Here is a 17695-nt window from a genome sequence, read left to right as displayed (position 1 = left end):
ACCCGGGCAGGGCGTCCGGACTCACGTCCAGGTCGCGACGAAGTAGGCCACGCCGTAGGGCACGGCCTGGTGGAGGAGTTCGCCCGTAAGGCCCGCGCTCTCGGCCGCTCCGGCAAGGATCTGCCAGGGCGCGCGGCCTGCGGCCTTCAGTTCGGCTGCCAGCCCGGCGTCCAGGCCGGCGAGGGCCGAGTGGTCGGCGGCGCCCAGCGCGGCGGCGACAGCGGCGTCGAAGGGTTCGGCGCGCTCGTCGAGGTAGCCCGGCGCCTTGACCGTACGGCAGGCGCTGCCGTCGCCCATGACCAGCAGTGCGACCCGGCCGTCGGCCCGGCCGAGTTCCTGGCCCCGAGCAACGCACGCCTGGGGCGCCAGGTCCTCGGCGACACCGAGTCCGTACACGGGCGCGCCGCTCCAGCCGCGCAGCAGCCAGCCGGCGACGGCCAACGACGGCGGCAGGACACGTAGGCCCGTGACGTCGGAAGCCGGGCCGTCGGAAGCGGGTGTGGCCGCACCGAGGGACGCACCGAGGGAGACGTCCAGCGGCACCCCGAACTCCCGGAACGAGCCCGGTGAACCCTGCTCGAACTCGCCCGTGCGCGACTCGGTCGCCGGCCCGACGACCACCAGGCGGTCCGGCCGGGAGGCGGCCAGCACACCGACGGCGTCGGCGCAGGCGGCCCGCAGCTCGTCCAGGTCGGGCGCGGCCCCCGCCGCCACTTCGGGCACCAGCAGGGGCGGACACGGGCACACGGCAGCGGCGACGAGCATGATCGCCACACTACCCGGCGCCGCCCGTCACAAGGAGTCGGCCGGAGCCGTCCCGTCAGGCGTACGCGGCGCCCGAAATCAGCTCGGGACCGCGCAGCCGCCCACCGCGGGCTCGGCGGCCGCAGCCGGCGCCCCGATCGTCGGGATGCCGAGCATGACGCCCTTGGGGGCGGGCGGGGCGGCGTTGCGCAGCTCCCACGCGTCGCCGGCCCGGGTGCGGCGGACGGCGAGCGCCGGGCCCTGCGCCAGCAGGTGGTGCGGGGCGGCGTAGCTGATCTCGACGGTGACCATGTCGCCCGGGCGGACCGGTTCGGCCGGCGGGGTGAAGTGGACCAGACGGTTGTCGGGGGCGCGGCCGGACAGGCGGTGCGTGGCGTCGTCCTTGCGGCCCTCGCCCTCGGCGACCAGCACCTCGAGCGTGCGGCCGACCTGCTTCTTGTTCTCCGCCCAGGAGATCTCCTCCTGGAGGGCGACCAGCCGCTCGTACCGTTCCTGCACGACGGCCTTGGGGATCTGGCCGTCCATCTCGGCGGCGGGCGTGCCGGGCCGCTTGCTGTACTGGAAGGTGAACGCCTGGGCGAACCGGGCCTCGCGCACCACGTGCAGCGTCTGCTCGAAGTCCTCCTCGGTCTCGCCGGGGAAGCCCACGATGATGTCGGTGGTGATCGCGGCGTCCGGCATGGCGGCCCGCACCTTGTCGATGATGCCGAGGTAACGATCCTGCCGGTAGGAGCGGCGCATCGCGCGCAGGACGCGGTCGGAGCCGGACTGCAGCGGCATGTGGAGCTGGTGCATCACCGTGGGCGTCTCGGCCATGGCGGCGATGACGTCGTCGGTGAAGTCGCGCGGGTGCGGCGAGGTGAAGCGGATCCGCTCCAGCCCCTCGACGCCGCCCGTGGCGCGCAGCAGCTTGCCGAAGGCCTCGCGGTCGCCGATGTCGGAGCCGTAGGCGTTGACGTTCTGGCCGAGCAGGGTGACCTCGACGACGCCCTCGGCGACCAGCGCCTCGACCTCGGCGAGGACGTCGCCCGGGCGCCGGTCCTTCTCCTTGCCGCGCAGCGCCGGCACGATGCAGAAGGTGCAGGTGTTGTTGCAGCCGACCGAGATCGCGACCCAGGCGGCGTACGCCGACTCGCGCCGCGACGGCAGCGTGGAGGGGAAGGTCTCCAGCGACTCAGCGATCTCGACCTGGGCCTCTTCGGCGATCCGAGCCCGCTCCAGCAGCACCGGGAGCTGACCGATGTTGTGGGTGCCGAAGACCACGTCGACCCAGGGGGCGCGCTTGACGATGGTGTCGCGGTCCTTCTGCGCGAGGCAGCCGCCCACGGCGATCTGCATACCGGGCCGGGTGGTCTTCTTCGGCGCGAGCTGCCCGAGGTTGCCGTAGAGGCGGTTGTCGGCGTTCTCGCGCACGGCGCAGGTGTTGAACACCACGACGTCCGCCCCGTCGTCCCCCTCGGCGGCGCGCACGTAACCGGCGTCCTCGAGGAGGCCGGCCAGCCGTTCGGAATCGTGGACGTTCATCTGGCACCCGTAGGTGCGGATCTCATAGCTTCGCTTGCCGCCCACAGTCCGGCTCCGGTCACTGCTGCTCATGCGACAAGGGTAGGCGGCCCGGGCGCGGGCTTTCGCCGGACCGGGGCTTTCGCCGGGCCCGTCCCCGCTGGCAGGATCCCGGGGCATGGAAGCACCTCACCCCGACGGGCGCGCGGCCGACGCCGCCCTCTCCGGCCGGGTGGGGCGGCGGCGCGCGGTGCAGATCGCCCTGGCCTCGGGGTCCGCGCTGGCCCTGGGGCTGTGGTGGGTGCTCCCCTCGGACGGCCCTTCGTATCCGCACCGGCCGATCTCGTTCGCCACCGGGGTCGCCGACGGCGTCTACGAGAAGTACGGGGTGCTGCTCAAATCGGACCTGGTCACCGCGCTGCCCGGGGTGGACGTACGGCTGGTGCACACCGCGGGCTCGGTCGACAACATCGAGCGGGTGGTCTCGGGCCGGTCCGACTTCACCATCGCGGCCGCGGACGCCGTGGCCGACTACCAGGGGCCCGGCAAGGGCGACCTGCGGGCCTGCGCCCGGCTCTACGACGACTACATGCAGCTCGTAGTGCCCCGCGATTCGAAAGTACGGTCCGCCCGTGACCTGCGGGGACTGCGCGTGGGCGTGGGTCAGGCGGGCTCCGGGGTGAACCTGATCACACGCCGGCTGCTCACCGCCGCCGGCCTGGACATCGCCAAGGACATCACGGCGTACCCGGTCGGCATCGACCAGGCGCCGGCGATGCTGCTGAGCGGGCGCCTGGACGCCTTCTTCTGGTCCGGCGGCCTGCCCACCGCGGCGGTGACCGCGATGGCCACACCGGTGGCCCGGATCAGGCTGGTGCAGCTCGGCGACCTGGTGGGACGGCTGCACGCCATGGGTCCGCGGATGCAGTACTACCGGCAGGCGGTGATGCCGGCCGACGCCTACCCCAAGGCCCAGGGCGGCCAGGCCGTCGCCACCATCGCGGTGGCGAACCTGCTGGTCACCACCGACCGTGCCGATGCCGGGCTGGTCCAGCGGCTCACCCGGGCCGTCATCGACAGCAGGGACGCGATCGGCAAGAAGGTGCACGCGGCGCAGCTCGTCGACCTGCGCACGGCCGTCTTCACCGACCCGCTGCCTCTGCACGTGGGCGCGGCCCGCTACTACCGGTCGGTCAAGCCGTAACGATTCACCACCGGCCTTCAGCCGCGGGTTTCCTTCAAGCTTGCCTTCACATCCGCGTTCACGCCCGCGTTCGTGCCCGCCTTCACACCCGCACCGGCGCCCGCCGCGGCACCTTCAGCGTGACTTCCAGGCCGTGCGGCTCGCGGCGGTCGAAGACGATCGCGCCGCCTCCTTGGCCGATGAGGGTGCGGGCGATCGACAGGCCCAGGCCCGAGCCCTGCACGTTCTGGTGCCGGTTGCTGCGCCAGAAGCGGTCGCCTATGCGGGCCAGTTCCTCGTCGGTGAGGCCCGGACCGCTGTCGGCGACCGTGATCAGCACGTGGTCGTCGTCCGCGGCGATCCGTACAGACACCCCCTCACCGTTCCTCCCGGCCGCCCCCGCTCCGTCCTTCGCGGAGCCGGCCGTGAACTTGATCGCGTTGTCCATGACGGCGTCCAGCGCGCTGGACAGTGCCACCGGGTCGGCCCAGCCGGTGGCCGCGCCCGGGTCCGGGGGTTCGGTGAACTCCACCGCCGTGCCGGCCCGCTCCCCCGCCGGCCGCCAGGCAGCCACCCGGGTACGTACCAGCTCGACGATGTCCGTGACGGCCCGGTGGCTGTCGCCGCTCTCGGCGCCGCTCTCCGCAACGGCCAGCCCCAGCAGGTCGTCCAGCACCTGGGCGAGGCGATGGCCCTCCTCCTTGACCGACTCGGCCTCGGTGTGTCCGGCCGGCAGTTCCAGGCCGAGGAGTTCGACGCGCAGCAGGAGCGCGGACAAGGGGTTGCGCAGCTGGTGGGAGGCGTTGGCGACGAAAGCGCGCTGCTGGTCGAGGACTTCCTCGACGTTGTCGGCCATCTCGTTGAACGACAGGATCAGGCGGCGCAGTTCGGGCGGTCCGCCGGCCGCCTCGACCCGGGAGGTCATCCTGCCGGTCGCGATGTCGTGGGTGACCCGGTCCAGACGGGCGACGGGCAACAGCACCCAGGCGGTGAGACGTACGGCGAACAGCACGGCCACGGCCATCGCGGCGAGTTCACCGGCGGCCAGCACCAGCCAGCCGCGCAGGATGCGGGTGCGCAGGGCGCCGGTCGGCGAGTCGGTGACGACCACCGCGACCACGTCGCCGTCGCGCACGATGGGCGAGGAGATGGCGAGGGTGCGGTGCTGCCAGGGCCAGATCTGGTTCGGGTCGTGGGCGCGGCGGCCGAGCAGCGCGGAGTAGTAGGAGTCGGAGAGTTCGCCGTGGGTGGGCAGCCGCCAGTTCGCGGGGGCGGTGGCCATGGCGGTCCGGTCGCGGTAGAAGACGCCGGCCCGGATGCCGTAGAGCTGCTGGTAACGATCGAGTTCGGTGCGCAGGGTGTGCAGCCGTTCGACGTCGTCCGTGGTGACGGCGGTCTGCTCGTCGCGGGCGGTCACGAACTGGGCGAGCGCGGCGAACCGGGTGGTGTCGTCGATCCGGTCGACCACGACGCGCTGCTGCTGGGACGCGGCCTCGCTCGCGGCGAGCGGGAAGCCGAGGGCCAGCAGAACGCCTGCCATCAGCGCGATGAGCAGCGGGAGGAGTCGATTGCGCACGTGCCGGCCTGCCCCGCCGGTCAGCCGGCCGGGACCACGAGCCGGTAACCGACCCCGCGGACCGTCTCGATCATCGCCGGGGTGCGCAACTTGGCACGCAGACTGGCGACATGGACCTCCAGGGTGCGGCCGGTGCCCTCCCACGCGGTACGCCACACCTCGCTGATGATCTGCTCCCGGCGGAAGACCACGCCCGGCCGCTGGGCGAGCAGCGCGAGCAGGTCGAATTCCTTCCGGGTGAGCGCCACGGGCGCGCCGTCGACGGTCACCTGACGGGTGGCGGGCTCGATGGCGACCCGGCCGAGCAGCAGGACTTCGGCGGGCTCGGCGGCCGCAGCTTCCTGCGGCGGGTACGGCGCGGTGGCCGGTCCACCCGCAGACGGCGCGGCGGTTCCCGCGGACGCCGTGGGTCCGGTGGCAGGTGTCCTGAGCGGGGGACGGCGGGCCACGGCGTGGATCCGGGCGAGCAGTTCGCCGGTGTCGTACGGCTTGACGACGTAGTCGTCCGCGCCGAGATTGAGGCCGTGGATGCGGGAGCGGACGTCGGCGCGGGCGGTGACCATGATCACCGGGGTGGCGGTCAGCCGCCTGATCCGGCTGCACACCTCGAAGCCGTCCTGGTCGGGCAGGCCGAGGTCGAGCAGCACGCAGTCGAACCCCGGGCCCTGGTCGGGCAGCAGCGCCTCGATCGCCTCCTCGCCGCCGCGGGCGTGCCGCACGTGGAAGCCGTGCTTGCCGAGAACCGCCGAGAGGGCGGCGGCGACCCGGTCGTCGTCCTCGACGAGCAACAACCGCATGCCTCACCTCCTCCTGATCCCCGGTCCGGGCCCGACCCCCTGCCGGGCCCCTGCCGGAACAGTCGTCCGCGCCCTGCCGTACGGTTGCGGTCGGCGGCGCGCGGCGTTTTCGGATGCTGTTCGTTTGTCCTGTGGACGGAATCCACGCCGATGGGACCAGGGTGCGTCAAGGGGGTACCGGCTCACGGCGCGGACCGTTACCGAGCCGGTACGCGTCGCAGGCGCCCCGTGTGCGGCCGCCGCACCGCGCCGACGTGCGAACGTCGCTTGACGTGGGCACTCGCAGTGGGTTGCATACGCTTTGTGACCGCACTTCTTCCCGGGGTCCCTGCGTGGACCCGGTGATTGTCGCGGGGGCGGGCCCGGTTGGCCTAGCCCTCGCTCTCGCGCTGGCCCGCCGTGAGGTCCCCGTCATCGTGTTCGACGAGGCGGAGACCCCGACCAGCGCCGAAGGACTGCGGCGGCCGCGCACCGCGGTACTCGGGCCGGCGACGACCGCGCTGCTGGAGCGGCTCGGCTACGGCGCGGTCCGCCGCGACGGCACCACCTGGCAGGGCTGGCGCACGCTGCGCCGCCGTACGGAGATGCTGCGGATCGACTTCACCTCCTCCCCCGACGAGGCCCCCCTGCACATCGCCCAGCACCGGCTGGAGGCCGGGCTGCGGGCCGCCCTGCTCAACTGCGGCCCCGCCAGGGTCGTGACGGGCTGCAGGGTGGACGCCATCGAGCAGGACGCGCACGGCGTCTCGGTGCACACCCGGGGCGAGCACGAGACCTGGTGGCGCGGCAGTTTCCTGGTGGGCAGCGACGGTCCGCGCTCGACGATCCGCAAGCTGCTGGGGGTACGGTTCCCCGGCCGCACCGCCGTCGACCGGCACGCGGTGGCCGTGGTCGAGGCCGAACTCCCCGAGCCCGGCGTGGCCTTGCTGCACCGGGACCCGCCAGGAGCGCCGGCCGGGCAGGAGATCACCGCGCGCCCGCTGCCGGACGGACTGTGGCGGCTGGACTGGCTGCTGCCCGCGCAGACCCGCCAACTCACCTCGGACGCACTGGTCGAACGACTCCGCGCCACCCTCACCACCTGGTGCGGCGAGGTGGTGCCCTACGAACTGATCGGCTCGGCCGACTACTCCGTGCATCAGCGGCTGGCCCGGCGCTGGCGGGTCGGCCGGGTCTTCCTCGCCGGGGACGCGGCGCATCTGATGGGCGCACTGGGGGCGCAAAGCATCGAGGAGGGCATCCGCGACGCCGAGAATCTCTCCTGGAAACTTTCCATGGCCTGGCACGACGGGGCCTCCAAACTCCTCCTCAACAGTTACGAAGCCGAACGGCGCGGCGCGGTGGGCGTACGACTGCGCGCCACCGACCAGGCACTGCCGCTGCTGCGGGCCAGCGGAGCCTGGCAGACAGTACGGCAGACCCTGCTGGCCGGATCCGGGCGCGGCCAGATCGAAATGCTGACCGACAGTCACCTCGGCCGCGGCGCAACGGCGGCGTCCTCGGTGTACGCGCGCTCGCCCCTGACGCTGCCCGCCCAGCGTTCCGGCAGCAAATCCGGGCCTTCACCGCTGACCGGCGGGTGCGACACACCGCTGGGCGGGATCGTCAGCGATGTGCCGGTGACCGCGATGGACGGCACGGTGGGACGGTTGCGGGACCGGCTCGGGCGGGGGCTGGTGGTGGTGCTGGTCGCCCCCGGCACCGGGGTGTGGGAGAGCCGCCACTGGCTGACCGCCGGCCTGATGCCCCGGCTGGCCTCCGCGGTCGCGGCACTGCCCACCCGCGCGGAACTGCTGGTCACCGAGAGCTATCCGGGAGCCAGCGCCCACCTCGTGCTGCTGATCCGCCCGGACGGGCACCTGGTGGCCACCATGGTGGGCTGCCGCCCCGCCGAGCTGTACGCCTACGCCGACCTCGCCCGCGGCGGCCCCCCGGTACCGTCCCAGGCGAGCGGTCCGGATCCCACCGATGCGAGTGGTGCCTCGGCGGGCGCGGACGACCAGGTCGGCGGCCGCAGAGGCTGAGTGGGAAGCGGTTACGGGAGCTCGGTGCGGGTTGAGCGACGGGTCCGGGCCGTCCCGTTGCTGGCCATTCCCGTATGCCCGGGCGTACCGGACCGCGCCGGACGAGGTGCGCCGGGATCAGCGGTGGCGCACGGGCCGGGTGCGGGGTGGGAGTCGGCGCCGGACGGCACCGGGCCGCACGGCGGTCTCTCCCCTGCCGGAGTCAGGCCCGGACCGGGGCCGAAGCCGCTGCGGGGACCAGTGGGCCGCAGCCCAGGGTGCGTATCCAAGGTCCGGCCCCCGTGCGGGTCCGCAACGGTCCCGCGCTCGCGCTGATGTCTACAGCCACGGCTCCTCCTCCCCTTCTTCGGTGTCGGTCTCGGCTTCTTCCCTGAGGGCGTCCCGGACCACTCGCAGGGCCAGGCCCTCGGAGTAGCCCTTGCGGGCGAGCATTCCGGCCAGGCGCCGGATGCGCTTGTCGCGGTCCAGGCCGCGGGTGCCCGGGAGCCGGCGCTGTACCAGCTCGCGGGCGGTCTCCTCTTCCTGCTCCGGGTCGAGGAGGCCCACCGCCTCGGACACCAGGTCGGCGTCCACCCCGCGGTGGTGGAGCTCCCGGGCCAGGGCGCGGCCGGCGAGTCCGCGCCCGCGATGCCGGGACTCCACCCAGGCGTTGGCGAACGCCTGGTCGTCGATGAGGCCTGCGTCCTGGAACCGCTCCAGGACGTGCTCGGCGACCTCGTCGGGGATCTCCCGCTTCCGCATGGCATCGGCGAGCTGCCGGCGGGTACGGGGTGCCCCGGTGAGCAGACGCAGGCACAGTGCCCGCGCCCGCTCCTCGGGATCGAGCGGCGGCTCTTGCGAGGCCCTCGACTCGGAAGAGCCGCCGCGCTCCTGGGGCCCGCGCGCCATGGCATCAGGCCTTGGCGGCGGTGGCCTTGGTCGCCTTCTTGGGGGCCGGGACCTCGGTCTTGGCGGCTTCGGCCGGGACGGCCGCGGCGGGACCGACGGCGTCCGCGCTCGGCTGCTCCCCCGGCGCCTCGGTCTTCGGCACGCCGACGCCCAGCTTCTCCTTGATCCGCTTCTCGATCTCGTCGGCCAGGTCCGGGTTGTCCTTGAGGAAGTTGCGGACGTTTTCCTTGCCCTGGCCGAGCTGGTCGCCCTCGTAGGTGTACCAGGCGCCGGACTTGCGGACGAAGCCGTGCTCCACGCCCATGTCGATCAGACCGCCCTCACGGCTGATGCCCTGGCCGTAGAGAATGTCGAACTCGGCCTGCTTGAACGGCGGCGCGACCTTGTTCTTGACGACCTTGACTCGAGTGCGGTTGCCGACCGCCTCGGTGCCGTCCTTCAGCGTCTCGATGCGGCGGATGTCGATGCGGACGGACGCGTAGAACTTGAGCGCGCGGCCACCGGTGGTGGTCTCCGGCGAGCCGAACATCACGCCGATCTTCTCGCGGAGCTGGTTGATGAAGATGGCGGTGGTCTTCGACTGGTTGAGCGCGCTGGTGATCTTGCGGAGCGCCTGGCTCATCAGCCGGGCCTGCAGGCCGACGTGCGAGTCGCCCATCTCGCCCTCGATCTCGGCCCGCGGCACGAGGGCTGCCACGGAGTCGATCACGATCAGGTCCAGCGCGCCGGAGCGCACCAGCATGTCCACGATCTCCAGGGCCTGCTCGCCGGTGTCCGGCTGGGACAGGATCAGGTTGTCCGTGTCCACGCCCAGGGCCTTGGCGTAGTCCGGGTCGAGCGCGTGCTCGGCGTCCACGAAGGCCACGGTGCCGCCGGCCCGCTGGGCGTTGGCCACCGCGTGCAGGGTGAGGGTGGTCTTGCCGGAGGACTCCGGACCGTACACCTCGACGATGCGGCCGCGGGGCAGGCCACCGACGCCGAGCGCCACGTCCAGGGCGGTGGACCCGGTCGGGATGACCTCGATGGGCTCGTTCGGCCGGTCCCCCAGGCGCATGACCGCGCCCTTGCCGAACTGTCGTTCAATCTGCGCGAGCGCGGCGTCGAGCGCCTTCTCGCGGTCGTTTCCTGCCATGGGTTCCACCCGGGATGTCTGGTTCGATCGCTTCACGTCCACGACGCTAGCGCCTGCCACTGACAATGCGCCCGGACGTCGCCCCGGGCTGTGGAAAACTCCGGCGGAACTCCCGCCCGGCCTCTCCATCTGAATGGATGTTCGATTTCCCTGTCAAGCGAGTCGCTTTCCTCTTCACACGATTCGCCGAGCCCCCGATCCACGTCTGCCCATACCGAGGCGCGCCGGGCTGGGCTGGGAGAGCTGTGCCAGGAGAGAGGGGAGGGCCGGGTCCCGGGACGGGTCAGCGATGCGCGGCGGGCACTTCCATCGCCTCGCACACGGCCCGCCACACGTCCTTGGTATCCCAGCCGTCCTCCAGGGCCTGGAGCACGGTCCGGCCGCCCAGTTCGGACATCACGTGGTCGCGCGCGAAGGAGTCGGCGTACGTCTCCCCGAAGTGCGCGCGCATCCGCTCCCAGAAAATCGTCAACCGCATGCCTGCCAGTATCGCGCGCGCGTATGGTCGGGGGCCCGGTGGCTGTGGACAAGATCACCGAACCCGAGGTCAGCGAGCCGGGGCGAAGTTATCCACAGGCCGGCGCGCGGGGCCAGCGGGCTGTCGGTGGGGCGAGGCAGGATGGGTGGCATGTCCGATCAGAGCAGTCTCGAATCCTTCTCCCCCGCCACCCGCGCGTGGTTCACGGGGGCATTCCGCGAGCCCACCGCCGCCCAGGCCGGCGCGTGGACTGCCATCGCGGGGGGTTCCGACGTGCTCGTCGTGGCCCCGACCGGCTCGGGCAAGACCCTGGCTGCTTTCCTGGCCGCGCTGGACCGGCTGGCGGCGACCCCGCCACCCGCCGAGGCCCGGCGCCGCTGCCGGGTGCTGTATGTCTCCCCGCTCAAGGCCCTCGCGGTCGACGTCGAACGGAATCTGCGCAGTCCGCTCGCGGGCCTGCGGCAGGAGTCGGTACGGCTGGGCCTGCCGGAGCCCGAGGTGAGGGTCGGTATCCGGTCCGGGGACACCCCGCCCGCCGAGCGCCGGGCACTGGCCACCCGGCCCCCGGACATCCTGATCACCACGCCCGAGTCCCTGTTCCTCATGCTCACCTCGTCCACGCGGGACGCGCTGAGCGGGGTGGAGACAGTGATCCTGGACGAGGTGCACGCGGTGGCGGGCACCAAGCGCGGCGCCCACCTGGCACTTTCTCTCGAACGGCTGGACCGGCTGCTGGAGCGTCCGGCGCGCCGGATCGGGCTGTCCGCCACGGTCCGGCCGGTGGACGAGATCGCCCGCTACCTCTCGCCGCACCGCCGGGTGACCGTGGTCCAGCCGCCGTCGCAGAAGGAATTCGACCTGTCGGTGGTGGTGCCGGTGGAGGACCTGGGTGAGCTGGGCGGCTCCCCGGTCACCGAGGCCGCCGAGCACACCGGTCCGGCGGCGGGTCCTGCCGAGCGACCCTCCATTTGGCCGCATGTGGAGGAGCGCATCGCCGACCTGGTCCAGGGGCACCGTTCCACCATCGTGTTCGCCAACTCCCGTCGGCTGGCCGAGCGGCTGTGCAACCGGCTGAACGAGATCGGGCACGAGCGGATGGAGGGCGAGGCGCTGCCCGAGGCGCACACGCCGGCGCAGATCATGGCCCAGTCCGGCGCGGCCAAAGGCGCCTCGCCGGTGCTGGCCCGCGCCCATCACGGCTCGGTGTCCAAGGAGCAGCGCGCCCTGGTCGAGGAGGACCTCAAGGCCGGACGGCTGCCGGCCGTGGTGGCCACCTCCAGCCTGGAGCTGGGCATCGACATGGGCGCCGTGGACCTGGTGGTCCAGGTGGAGTCACCGCCGTCGGTCGCCTCCGGCCTGCAGCGGGTGGGCCGGGCCGGGCACCAGGTGGGCGCCGTGTCCCGGGGCGTGGTCTTCCCCAAGTACCGCGGCGACCTGGTGCAGGCCGCGGTGGTCACCGAACGGATGCGGCAGGGCGCGATCGAGGCGCTGCGGGTCCCGGCGAATCCGCTGGACGTGCTGGCCCAGCAGATCGTGGCGATGACCTCGATGGACACCTGGGACGTGGACGAACTGCTGGCCGTGGTGCGGCGGGCCGCGCCCTTCGCCTCGCTGCCGCACTCCGCCTACACCGCGGTGCTGGACATGCTGGCCGGGCGGTATCCGTCGGACGCCTTCGCCGAACTGCGCCCGCGCCTGGTGTGGGACCGGGTGGCCAACACGCTCACCGGCCGACCCGGCGCACAGCGGCTGGCGGTCACCTCCGGCGGCACCATCCCCGACCGCGGCCTGTTCGGGGTGTTCCTGGCCGGCTCCGACCCGAAGAAGGGCGGCGGCCGGGTCGGGGAGCTGGACGAGGAGATGGTGTACGAGTCGCGGGTGGGTGACGTGTTCACCCTCGGCACCACCTCGTGGCGGATCGAGGACATCACCCGCGACCGGGTGCTGGTCCTGCCCGCGCCGGGGGTCCCGGGCCGGCTGCCGTTCTGGAAGGGCGATCAGCTCGGCCGTCCGCTGGAGCTGGGCCGAGCTCAGGGCAAGTGGCTGCGCGAGGTGGGCGCGCTCGCCCCCGAGCAGGCCAGGCAGCGGCTGGGCGAGGCCGGCCTGGACGCCTGGGCGGTGGACAACGTGCTGGCCTACCTGGCCGAGCAGCGCCAGGCGTGCGGACATGTACCGGACGACCGCACGATCGTGGTGGAGCGGTTCCGGGACGAGCTGGGCGACTGGCGGGTGATCATCCACTCGCCGTTCGGCGCCCAGGTGCACGCGCCGTGGGCGCTGGCGCTGGGGTCCAGGCTCCAGGAGAAGTACGGGCTGGACGCACAGGCGATGCACGCCGACGACGGAATCGTGCTGCGGCTGCCGGACGCGGACCTGATGGGCCTCGACCTGCTGGACTCCGACCCGGCGCTGCGGGGGCGGGAGTACGACCCCGAGCAGTCGCCGGTGGGCGCCGCCGACGTGGTCTTCGAGAAGGGCGAGATCGAGCACTTGGTCACCGACCAGGTGGGCGGCTCGGCACTGTTCGCCTCGCGGTTCCGGGAGTGCGCGGCCCGAGCGCTGCTGCTGCCCAGGCGCAACCCGGGACGGCGCACTCCGTTGTGGCAGCAGCGCCAGCGGGCCTCGCAGCTCCTCCAGGTCGCCTCGGAGTTCGGTTCGTTCCCGATCGTGCTGGAGGCGGTGCGGGAGTGCCTGCAGGACGTGTTCGACGTGCCGGGCCTGGTGGAGCTGATGGGCGACATCGAGGCGCGCCGGGTGCGTCTGGTCGAGGTCACCACGTCCGAGCCGTCGCCCTTCGCCCGCTCGCTGCTGTTCGGCTACGTGGCGCAGTTCCTCTACGAGGGCGACTCCCCGCTGGCCGAGCGGCGGGCGGCGGCGCTCTCCCTGGACTCCCGGCTGCTGGCGGAGCTGCTGGGCCAGGCGGAGCTGCGCGAGCTGCTGGACCCGGAGGTACTGGCCGAGCTGGACCACGAGCTGCAGTGGCTCACCGAGGACCGCCGGGTCAAGGACGTCGAAGGGGTGGCGGACCTGCTGCGGATGCTCGGCCCGCTGACCGGCGCCGAACTGGCGGAGCGGGGCGCCGAACCGGCCTGGCCGGCCGAACTGGAAAAGTCCCGCCGGGCGATCCGGGTACGGATCGCGGGCGCCGAGCACTGGGCGGCGGTCGAGGACGCCGGCCGGCTGCGGGACGCGCTGGGCACCGCGCTTCCGGTGGGCGTGCCGGTGGCGTTCACCGAACCGGTACGGGATCCGCTGGGCGACCTGCTGGCGCGATACGCCCGTACGCATGGGCCGTTCACCACGGCGGACGCGGCGGCCAGGTTCGGCCTGGGCGCGGCGGTGGCGGACGGCACCCTGCACCGGCTGTCGGCGACAGGACGGCTGGTGCAGGGCGAGTTCCGGCCCGGCGGCGCCGGACAGGAGTGGTGCGACGCGGTCGTGCTGCGGCGGCTGCGGCGCCGTTCGCTGGCGGCGCTGCGGCAGGAACTGGAGCCGGTGCCGCCCGCGACGCTCGGGGTGTTCCTGCCGCAGTGGCAGCACGTGGGCACGCACAGCCTGCGCGGCATGGACGGACTGGCCCGGGCGGTCGAGCAGTTGCAGGGTGCGACGGTACCGGCGTCGGCGCTGGAGAAGCTGGTGCTGCCGTCGCGGGTGACCGGCTACACGCCGGGCATGCTGGACGAGCTGACCGTTTCGGGCGAGATCCTGTGGGCGGGCGCGGGGGCGCTGCCCGGCAAGGACGGCTGGGTGTCGCTCTACCTCGCCGACAGTGCCCCACTGCTGCTGCCCGAGCCGCAGCCGCTGGAGGCGACAGCGCTGCACCGGGCGGTGCTGGCAGCGCTGGAAGGCGGGTACGGGCTCTTCTTCCGGCAGATCGCCGACCAGGTGCGGGCCGGCGGGCTGGAGGCGGCCGATCCGGAGATCGCCGACGCCCTGTGGGAGCTGGCCTGGTCGGGGCGGCTCACCAATGACACGCTGGCGCCGCTGCGGGCGCTGCTGGGATCGGGCCGCACCGCCGGTTCCACCGCGCACCGGGCGCCGAGGTCGGTGCCGCGGGGCCGGTACAGCTCGCTGGCGGCCCGGGCGCCACGCGGGACGGCCTCGCGCTCGGGTCCGCCGACCACCGCGGGCCGCTGGTCGTTGCTGCCGGTGGCCGAGCCCGACCCGACGCTGCGGGCGCACGCCCTCACCCACACCCTGCTGGACCGGCACGGGGTGGTGACCCGGGGCGCGGTCGCCGCCGAGGGGGTGACGGGTGGCTTCTCCGCGGCCTACCGGGTCCTGTCGGCGTTCGAGGAGACCGGTCAGGCCAGGCGCGGTTACGTGGTGGAGGGACTGGGAGCGGCGCAGTTCGCCATGGACGGCGCCGTGGACCGGCTTCGCGCGCTCAGTACGGCCCGGGAACGGGAGGAGGACCACTCCGGCCGGGTACGCACGGTGGTACTGGCCGCCGCCGATCCGGCCAACCCCTACGGCGCGGCTCTGCCCTGGCCCGAGCAGCCCGCGGGGGTCTCCCACAAGCCGGGGCGCAAGGCCGGTGCCCTGGTCGTCCTCACCGACGGCGAGCTGGCCCTGTACGTGGAGCGGGGCGGCAAGACGCTGCTGGCCTGGCCGATGGAGGAGATACGAATGCAGGCCGCCGCCGACGCCCTGGCGCTGGCCGTCCGTGAGGGAGCGCTCGGCCGCCTGACCGTGGAGCGCACCAACGGCGAGCCCGCGCTGACCTCCCCGATGGGCCACGCCTTGGAAGCGGCGGGCTTCCACGCGACCCCCAGGGGCCTGCGGCTGCGGGACGGCGGGTGATGCGGCAGGCGGAGGCACGCGGGGACGGCGGCGGGTGAGCCCGGGCCCGGGCGCACGGGGATAACGGACGGAGGGAGACCGGTTCACGGGACGGTGCGGCGTCGGGCCATCATGGACGGATGCCCGAAGGAGACACGGTCTGGCTGACCGCCCACCGGCTGCACGCGGCGCTGGCCGGCCAGCTCCTGCTGCGCGCGGACCTGCGGGTGCCCAAGCTGGCCACGACCGATCTGGCAGGACGGCGCCTGCTGGAAGTCGTGCCGCGCGGCAAGCACCTGATGGCCCGGGTGGAGGGTGACCTGACACTGCACTCGCACATGCAGATGGACGGTGCCTGGCACCTGTACGCGCCCGGGGAACGGTGGCGGGGCGGCCCCATGCACCAGGTGCGGGCGGTGCTGGAGACATCGGCCAGGACGGCCGTCGGCTACCGGCTGCCCGTGCTCGCCCTGCTGCCGACCGCCGAGGAGGACTCCGTGGTGGGCCACCTCGGCCCGGACCTGCTCGGGCCGGACTGGGACGCGGCGCGAGCTCTGGAGCGGCTGGCGGCCGACCCGGGGCGGCCGCTCGGAGAAGCGTTGCTGGACCAGCGCAATCTGGCGGGGATCGGCAATGTGTACGTGGCGGAGCTGTGCTTTCTGCGCGGGGTGACGCCGTGGACGCCGTTCGGGGAGGTACCGGCGCCGGAAAAGCTGGTGGCCCTGGCCAGGCGGCTCCTGGAGGCGAACAAGGCCCGCCCCGGCCACGTGACCACGGGGGACACGCGGCGCGGCCGGACGAACTGGGTGTACGGCCGCGAACACCAACCGTGCCTGCGCTGCGGCACGCCCATCCGGGCGAGCGAGCACGGCACGGCCGACCGCGCGAGGGTCGCCTACTGGTGCCCCCGCTGCCAACGCGGCCCGGTCCCGGACCCAGTAACGGGCCCGGGGACCGTCTGAGCGCCCGGCCCGACCCGGGTCCCGAGAGCCGCTGGCGGTGCCAACTCCGAGCGCCGTACAGCGCCCGCACCTGCACGGGGAGCGCGGCGCCGGTCCCGACGCCGGTGCTGGACCCGGCCACCGGCTGAGCGGCAGCCGTCGAGCCGACCGTGCCCCGAGGGCGTCGGGAGAGGCCAGGCGGCGTAGGACCGGCTGGCGGCTAGGCCGTGAGCGGCATACGGGGGCCCGCGGCCGCGCGGTCAGCAGCGTCAGACCCGGGCATCGGCTGAGCACCCGCCCGAGGCGGCCGCCTGGATGCCGGGAGCCGGGGCAGATCGACGTAAGACCGGTCACCGTTCGGTCGAAGATCGGCATGCAGGGCCGGGGCCCGCGCTGTCAGCGGGGGGCGGTTCCGGGTCCTGGCGGGGGCGGCGAGGTCGTCCGTGCCGTGGCTGACGGGTGAGCGGGGACGGGGACGGCGTGGAGGGGGATGAGGCCGAGGCTCCAGCCGCTGATGAGCAGGGCGGCGTGGGTGAGGGGCGGGAGGTCCGGCCGTATGCACACGGTCAGGAGGGACCCGGCCCATACGGTGGCGAGGGCGGCCACCGGGGCCAGGCGTAGGGCACGGTTGCCGGACCGAGACCGGCGGACGGGATGGCCCGGCGCGGTGGGGCCGGCGGTTGGCCGTACGGCCGGGGTGGTGGCGGGCGGGCGGACTCGCAGGACGTGGAGCGGACGCATGGCCGCCTCCTTGAGGCCCCGAGTCAGCGATGGGGAACCCGCCAGGCGGGTTCCCCAGAGGTGGTACGTACCCGGGCTCCTTCGCGCCGGGCCGCCGCCCGTCGCACAGGGGCCGAGAGGGGTGCGCCGGGCCGGCGGCCCGTACGGCACTCCGACCCGGCCCCGAGCCCTGCGCAGGGTGAAGCGGGAGCGATGCTCAGGCGTTCTCGGCTTGGAACATCCAGTGCTCCTTTTCGAGCTCGCGGGTGATGCCGATGAGCAGGTCCTGGGTGACGGGGTCGGGCTCTTCCGTGGTGGTGACGCGTTCGCGCATGCGGGTGATCACGGAGTGGAGGGCGCCGACCATGATTTCGACGACCTCGGCGTCCTTGACCCAGCCGTCGGTGACGGTGTCGATGCCGGTGGTGCGGGCGACCGTGCCGGCGCGGCCGTCGGGGGTGATGCCGAGGGCGGCGGCGCGTTCGGCGACCAGGTCGGAGGCGGAGCGGGCGTAGCCGACCACCTCGTCGAGTTGGAGGTGGATGGAGCGGAAGCGCGGCCCGATGATGTTCCAGTGGACCTGCTTGCCGATCAGTGAGAGGTCGATCAGGTCCACCAGGGCCGACTGGAGTGCGTCCGCGACGATTTTGCGGCTGTCCTCGGACAACGGGCTCTTCACGACAGTCATGCACATGCCTCCTACCGGATTCCACGGCGTCGAGTCGGGTTCGCCCCCCGTTGTCGTCCTTCGCCTACCCTGCCTCCGTGCCGCACACCTGGCAAAAGCGGACGGGGCAAATGGGCTTGCCCCGCGGCGGCGCATACCCGGGCGAAGGGCACAGGCATGACGAAAACACGGCGGCCCGGGCCCGGGTGATTCCGGGACGGGCCCCCCCGGCCGTCGGC

The 17695-nt window shown here is 73.3% G+C and carries 10 protein-coding genes and 2 pseudogenes; 4 read left to right on the top strand and 8 right to left on the bottom strand.

The window, feature by feature from the left end; translation table 11 throughout:
• Positions 1-21: 21 nt before the first annotated feature.
• Together ITX44_RS22095 and miaB are read right to left on the bottom strand one after the other, a co-directional pair.
• Complete coding sequence (locus tag ITX44_RS22095) at positions 22-765, bottom strand: class III extradiol dioxygenase subunit B-like domain-containing protein (protein ID WP_205359056.1); 744 nt, start codon at positions 763-765, stop codon at positions 22-24.
• 78 nt (positions 766-843) lie between these two features.
• Positions 844-2361: a tRNA (N6-isopentenyl adenosine(37)-C2)-methylthiotransferase MiaB gene (gene miaB, locus ITX44_RS22090; RefSeq protein ID WP_205359055.1), complete on the bottom strand. Its 1518-nt coding sequence runs from the start codon at positions 2359-2361 to the stop codon at positions 844-846.
• An 85-nt stretch (positions 2362-2446) separates the two neighbouring features.
• Between miaB and ITX44_RS22085 the strand changes: the two genes are divergently transcribed.
• On the top strand, positions 2447-3472 hold the full coding sequence (locus tag ITX44_RS22085; RefSeq protein ID WP_205359054.1) for a TAXI family TRAP transporter solute-binding subunit: 1026 nt from the start codon (positions 2447-2449) through the stop codon (positions 3470-3472).
• 82 nt (positions 3473-3554) lie between these two features.
• Here the strand turns inward: ITX44_RS22085 and ITX44_RS22080 are convergent, their stop codons facing one another.
• Together ITX44_RS22080 and ITX44_RS22075 are read right to left on the bottom strand one after the other, a co-directional pair.
• Complete coding sequence (locus tag ITX44_RS22080; protein WP_205359053.1) at positions 3555-5027, bottom strand: sensor histidine kinase; 1473 nt, start codon at positions 5025-5027, stop codon at positions 3555-3557.
• 20 nt (positions 5028-5047) lie between these two features.
• A complete protein-coding gene (locus ITX44_RS22075) occupies positions 5048-5824 on the bottom strand; it encodes a response regulator transcription factor (protein ID WP_205359052.1) in 777 nt (258 codons plus the stop codon).
• A gap of 332 nt (positions 5825-6156) precedes the next feature.
• Here ITX44_RS22075 and ITX44_RS22070 point away from each other — a divergent pair, with 332 nt between their 5' ends.
• On the top strand, positions 6157-7848 hold the full coding sequence (locus ITX44_RS22070; protein WP_205359051.1) for an FAD-dependent monooxygenase: 1692 nt from the start codon (positions 6157-6159) through the stop codon (positions 7846-7848).
• 318 nt (positions 7849-8166) lie between these two features.
• Here the strand turns inward: ITX44_RS22070 and recX are convergent.
• The 3 genes and pseudogenes from recX to ITX44_RS22055 all read right to left on the bottom strand — a co-directional run.
• A pseudogene (gene recX, locus ITX44_RS22065) lies at positions 8167-8886 on the bottom strand (recombination regulator RecX); the annotation flags it as partial.
• A 58-nt stretch (positions 8887-8944) separates the two neighbouring features.
• Positions 8945-9868 (bottom strand): annotated as a pseudogene (gene recA / locus ITX44_RS22060) (recombinase RecA); the annotation flags it as partial.
• Positions 9869-10151: 283 nt separating this feature from the next.
• Positions 10152-10346 carry a DUF3046 domain-containing protein gene (locus tag ITX44_RS22055; RefSeq protein ID WP_205359048.1) on the bottom strand — a complete coding sequence of 65 codons (195 nt, stop codon included), beginning with the start codon at positions 10344-10346 and terminating at the stop codon, positions 10152-10154.
• A gap of 141 nt (positions 10347-10487) precedes the next feature.
• Between ITX44_RS22055 and ITX44_RS22050 the strand changes: the two genes are divergently transcribed.
• Positions 10488-15149 (top strand): ATP-dependent helicase, encoded by a 4662-nt coding sequence (locus ITX44_RS22050; RefSeq protein ID WP_205359047.1) that lies wholly within the window; start codon positions 10488-10490, stop codon positions 15147-15149.
• 119 nt (positions 15150-15268) lie between these two features.
• Positions 15269-16090, top strand: coding sequence for a DNA-formamidopyrimidine glycosylase family protein (locus tag ITX44_RS22045; protein WP_205359046.1), 822 nt, complete (start codon positions 15269-15271; stop codon positions 16088-16090).
• Positions 16091-17006: 916 nt separating this feature from the next.
• On the opposite strand, the gene ITX44_RS22040 is transcribed toward ITX44_RS22045, so the two are convergent.
• Complete coding sequence (locus ITX44_RS22040) at positions 17007-17477, bottom strand: Dps family protein (protein WP_205359045.1); 471 nt, start codon at positions 17475-17477, stop codon at positions 17007-17009.
• Positions 17478-17695 lie beyond the last annotated feature (218 nt).

The sequence above is a fragment of the Actinacidiphila acididurans genome (assembly GCF_016918855.1).
Taxonomy (GTDB): Bacteria; Actinomycetota; Actinomycetes; order Streptomycetales; family Streptomycetaceae; genus Actinacidiphila; species Actinacidiphila acididurans.
This window is presented reverse-complemented; position numbering and strand designations above follow the sequence as displayed.

Coding starts and splice junctions, on each gene's coding strand:
- miaB (WP_205359055.1), bottom strand. CDS start 2,361: ATGAGCAGCAGTGACCGGAGCCGGACTGTGGGCGGCAAGCGAAGCTAT.
- ITX44_RS22085 (WP_205359054.1), top strand. CDS start 2,447: ATGGAAGCACCTCACCCCGACGGGCGCGCGGCCGACGCCGCCCTCTCC.
- ITX44_RS22055 (WP_205359048.1), bottom strand. CDS start 10,346: ATGCGGTTGACGATTTTCTGGGAGCGGATGCGCGCGCACTTCGGGGAG.
- ITX44_RS22095 (WP_205359056.1), bottom strand. CDS start 765: ATGCTCGTCGCCGCTGCCGTGTGCCCGTGTCCGCCCCTGCTGGTGCCC.
- ITX44_RS22045 (WP_205359046.1), top strand. CDS start 15,269: ATGCCCGAAGGAGACACGGTCTGGCTGACCGCCCACCGGCTGCACGCG.
- ITX44_RS22075 (WP_205359052.1), bottom strand. CDS start 5,824: ATGCGGTTGTTGCTCGTCGAGGACGACGACCGGGTCGCCGCCGCCCTC.
- ITX44_RS22050 (WP_205359047.1), top strand. CDS start 10,488: ATGGGTGGCATGTCCGATCAGAGCAGTCTCGAATCCTTCTCCCCCGCC.
- ITX44_RS22040 (WP_205359045.1), bottom strand. CDS start 17,477: ATGACTGTCGTGAAGAGCCCGTTGTCCGAGGACAGCCGCAAAATCGTC.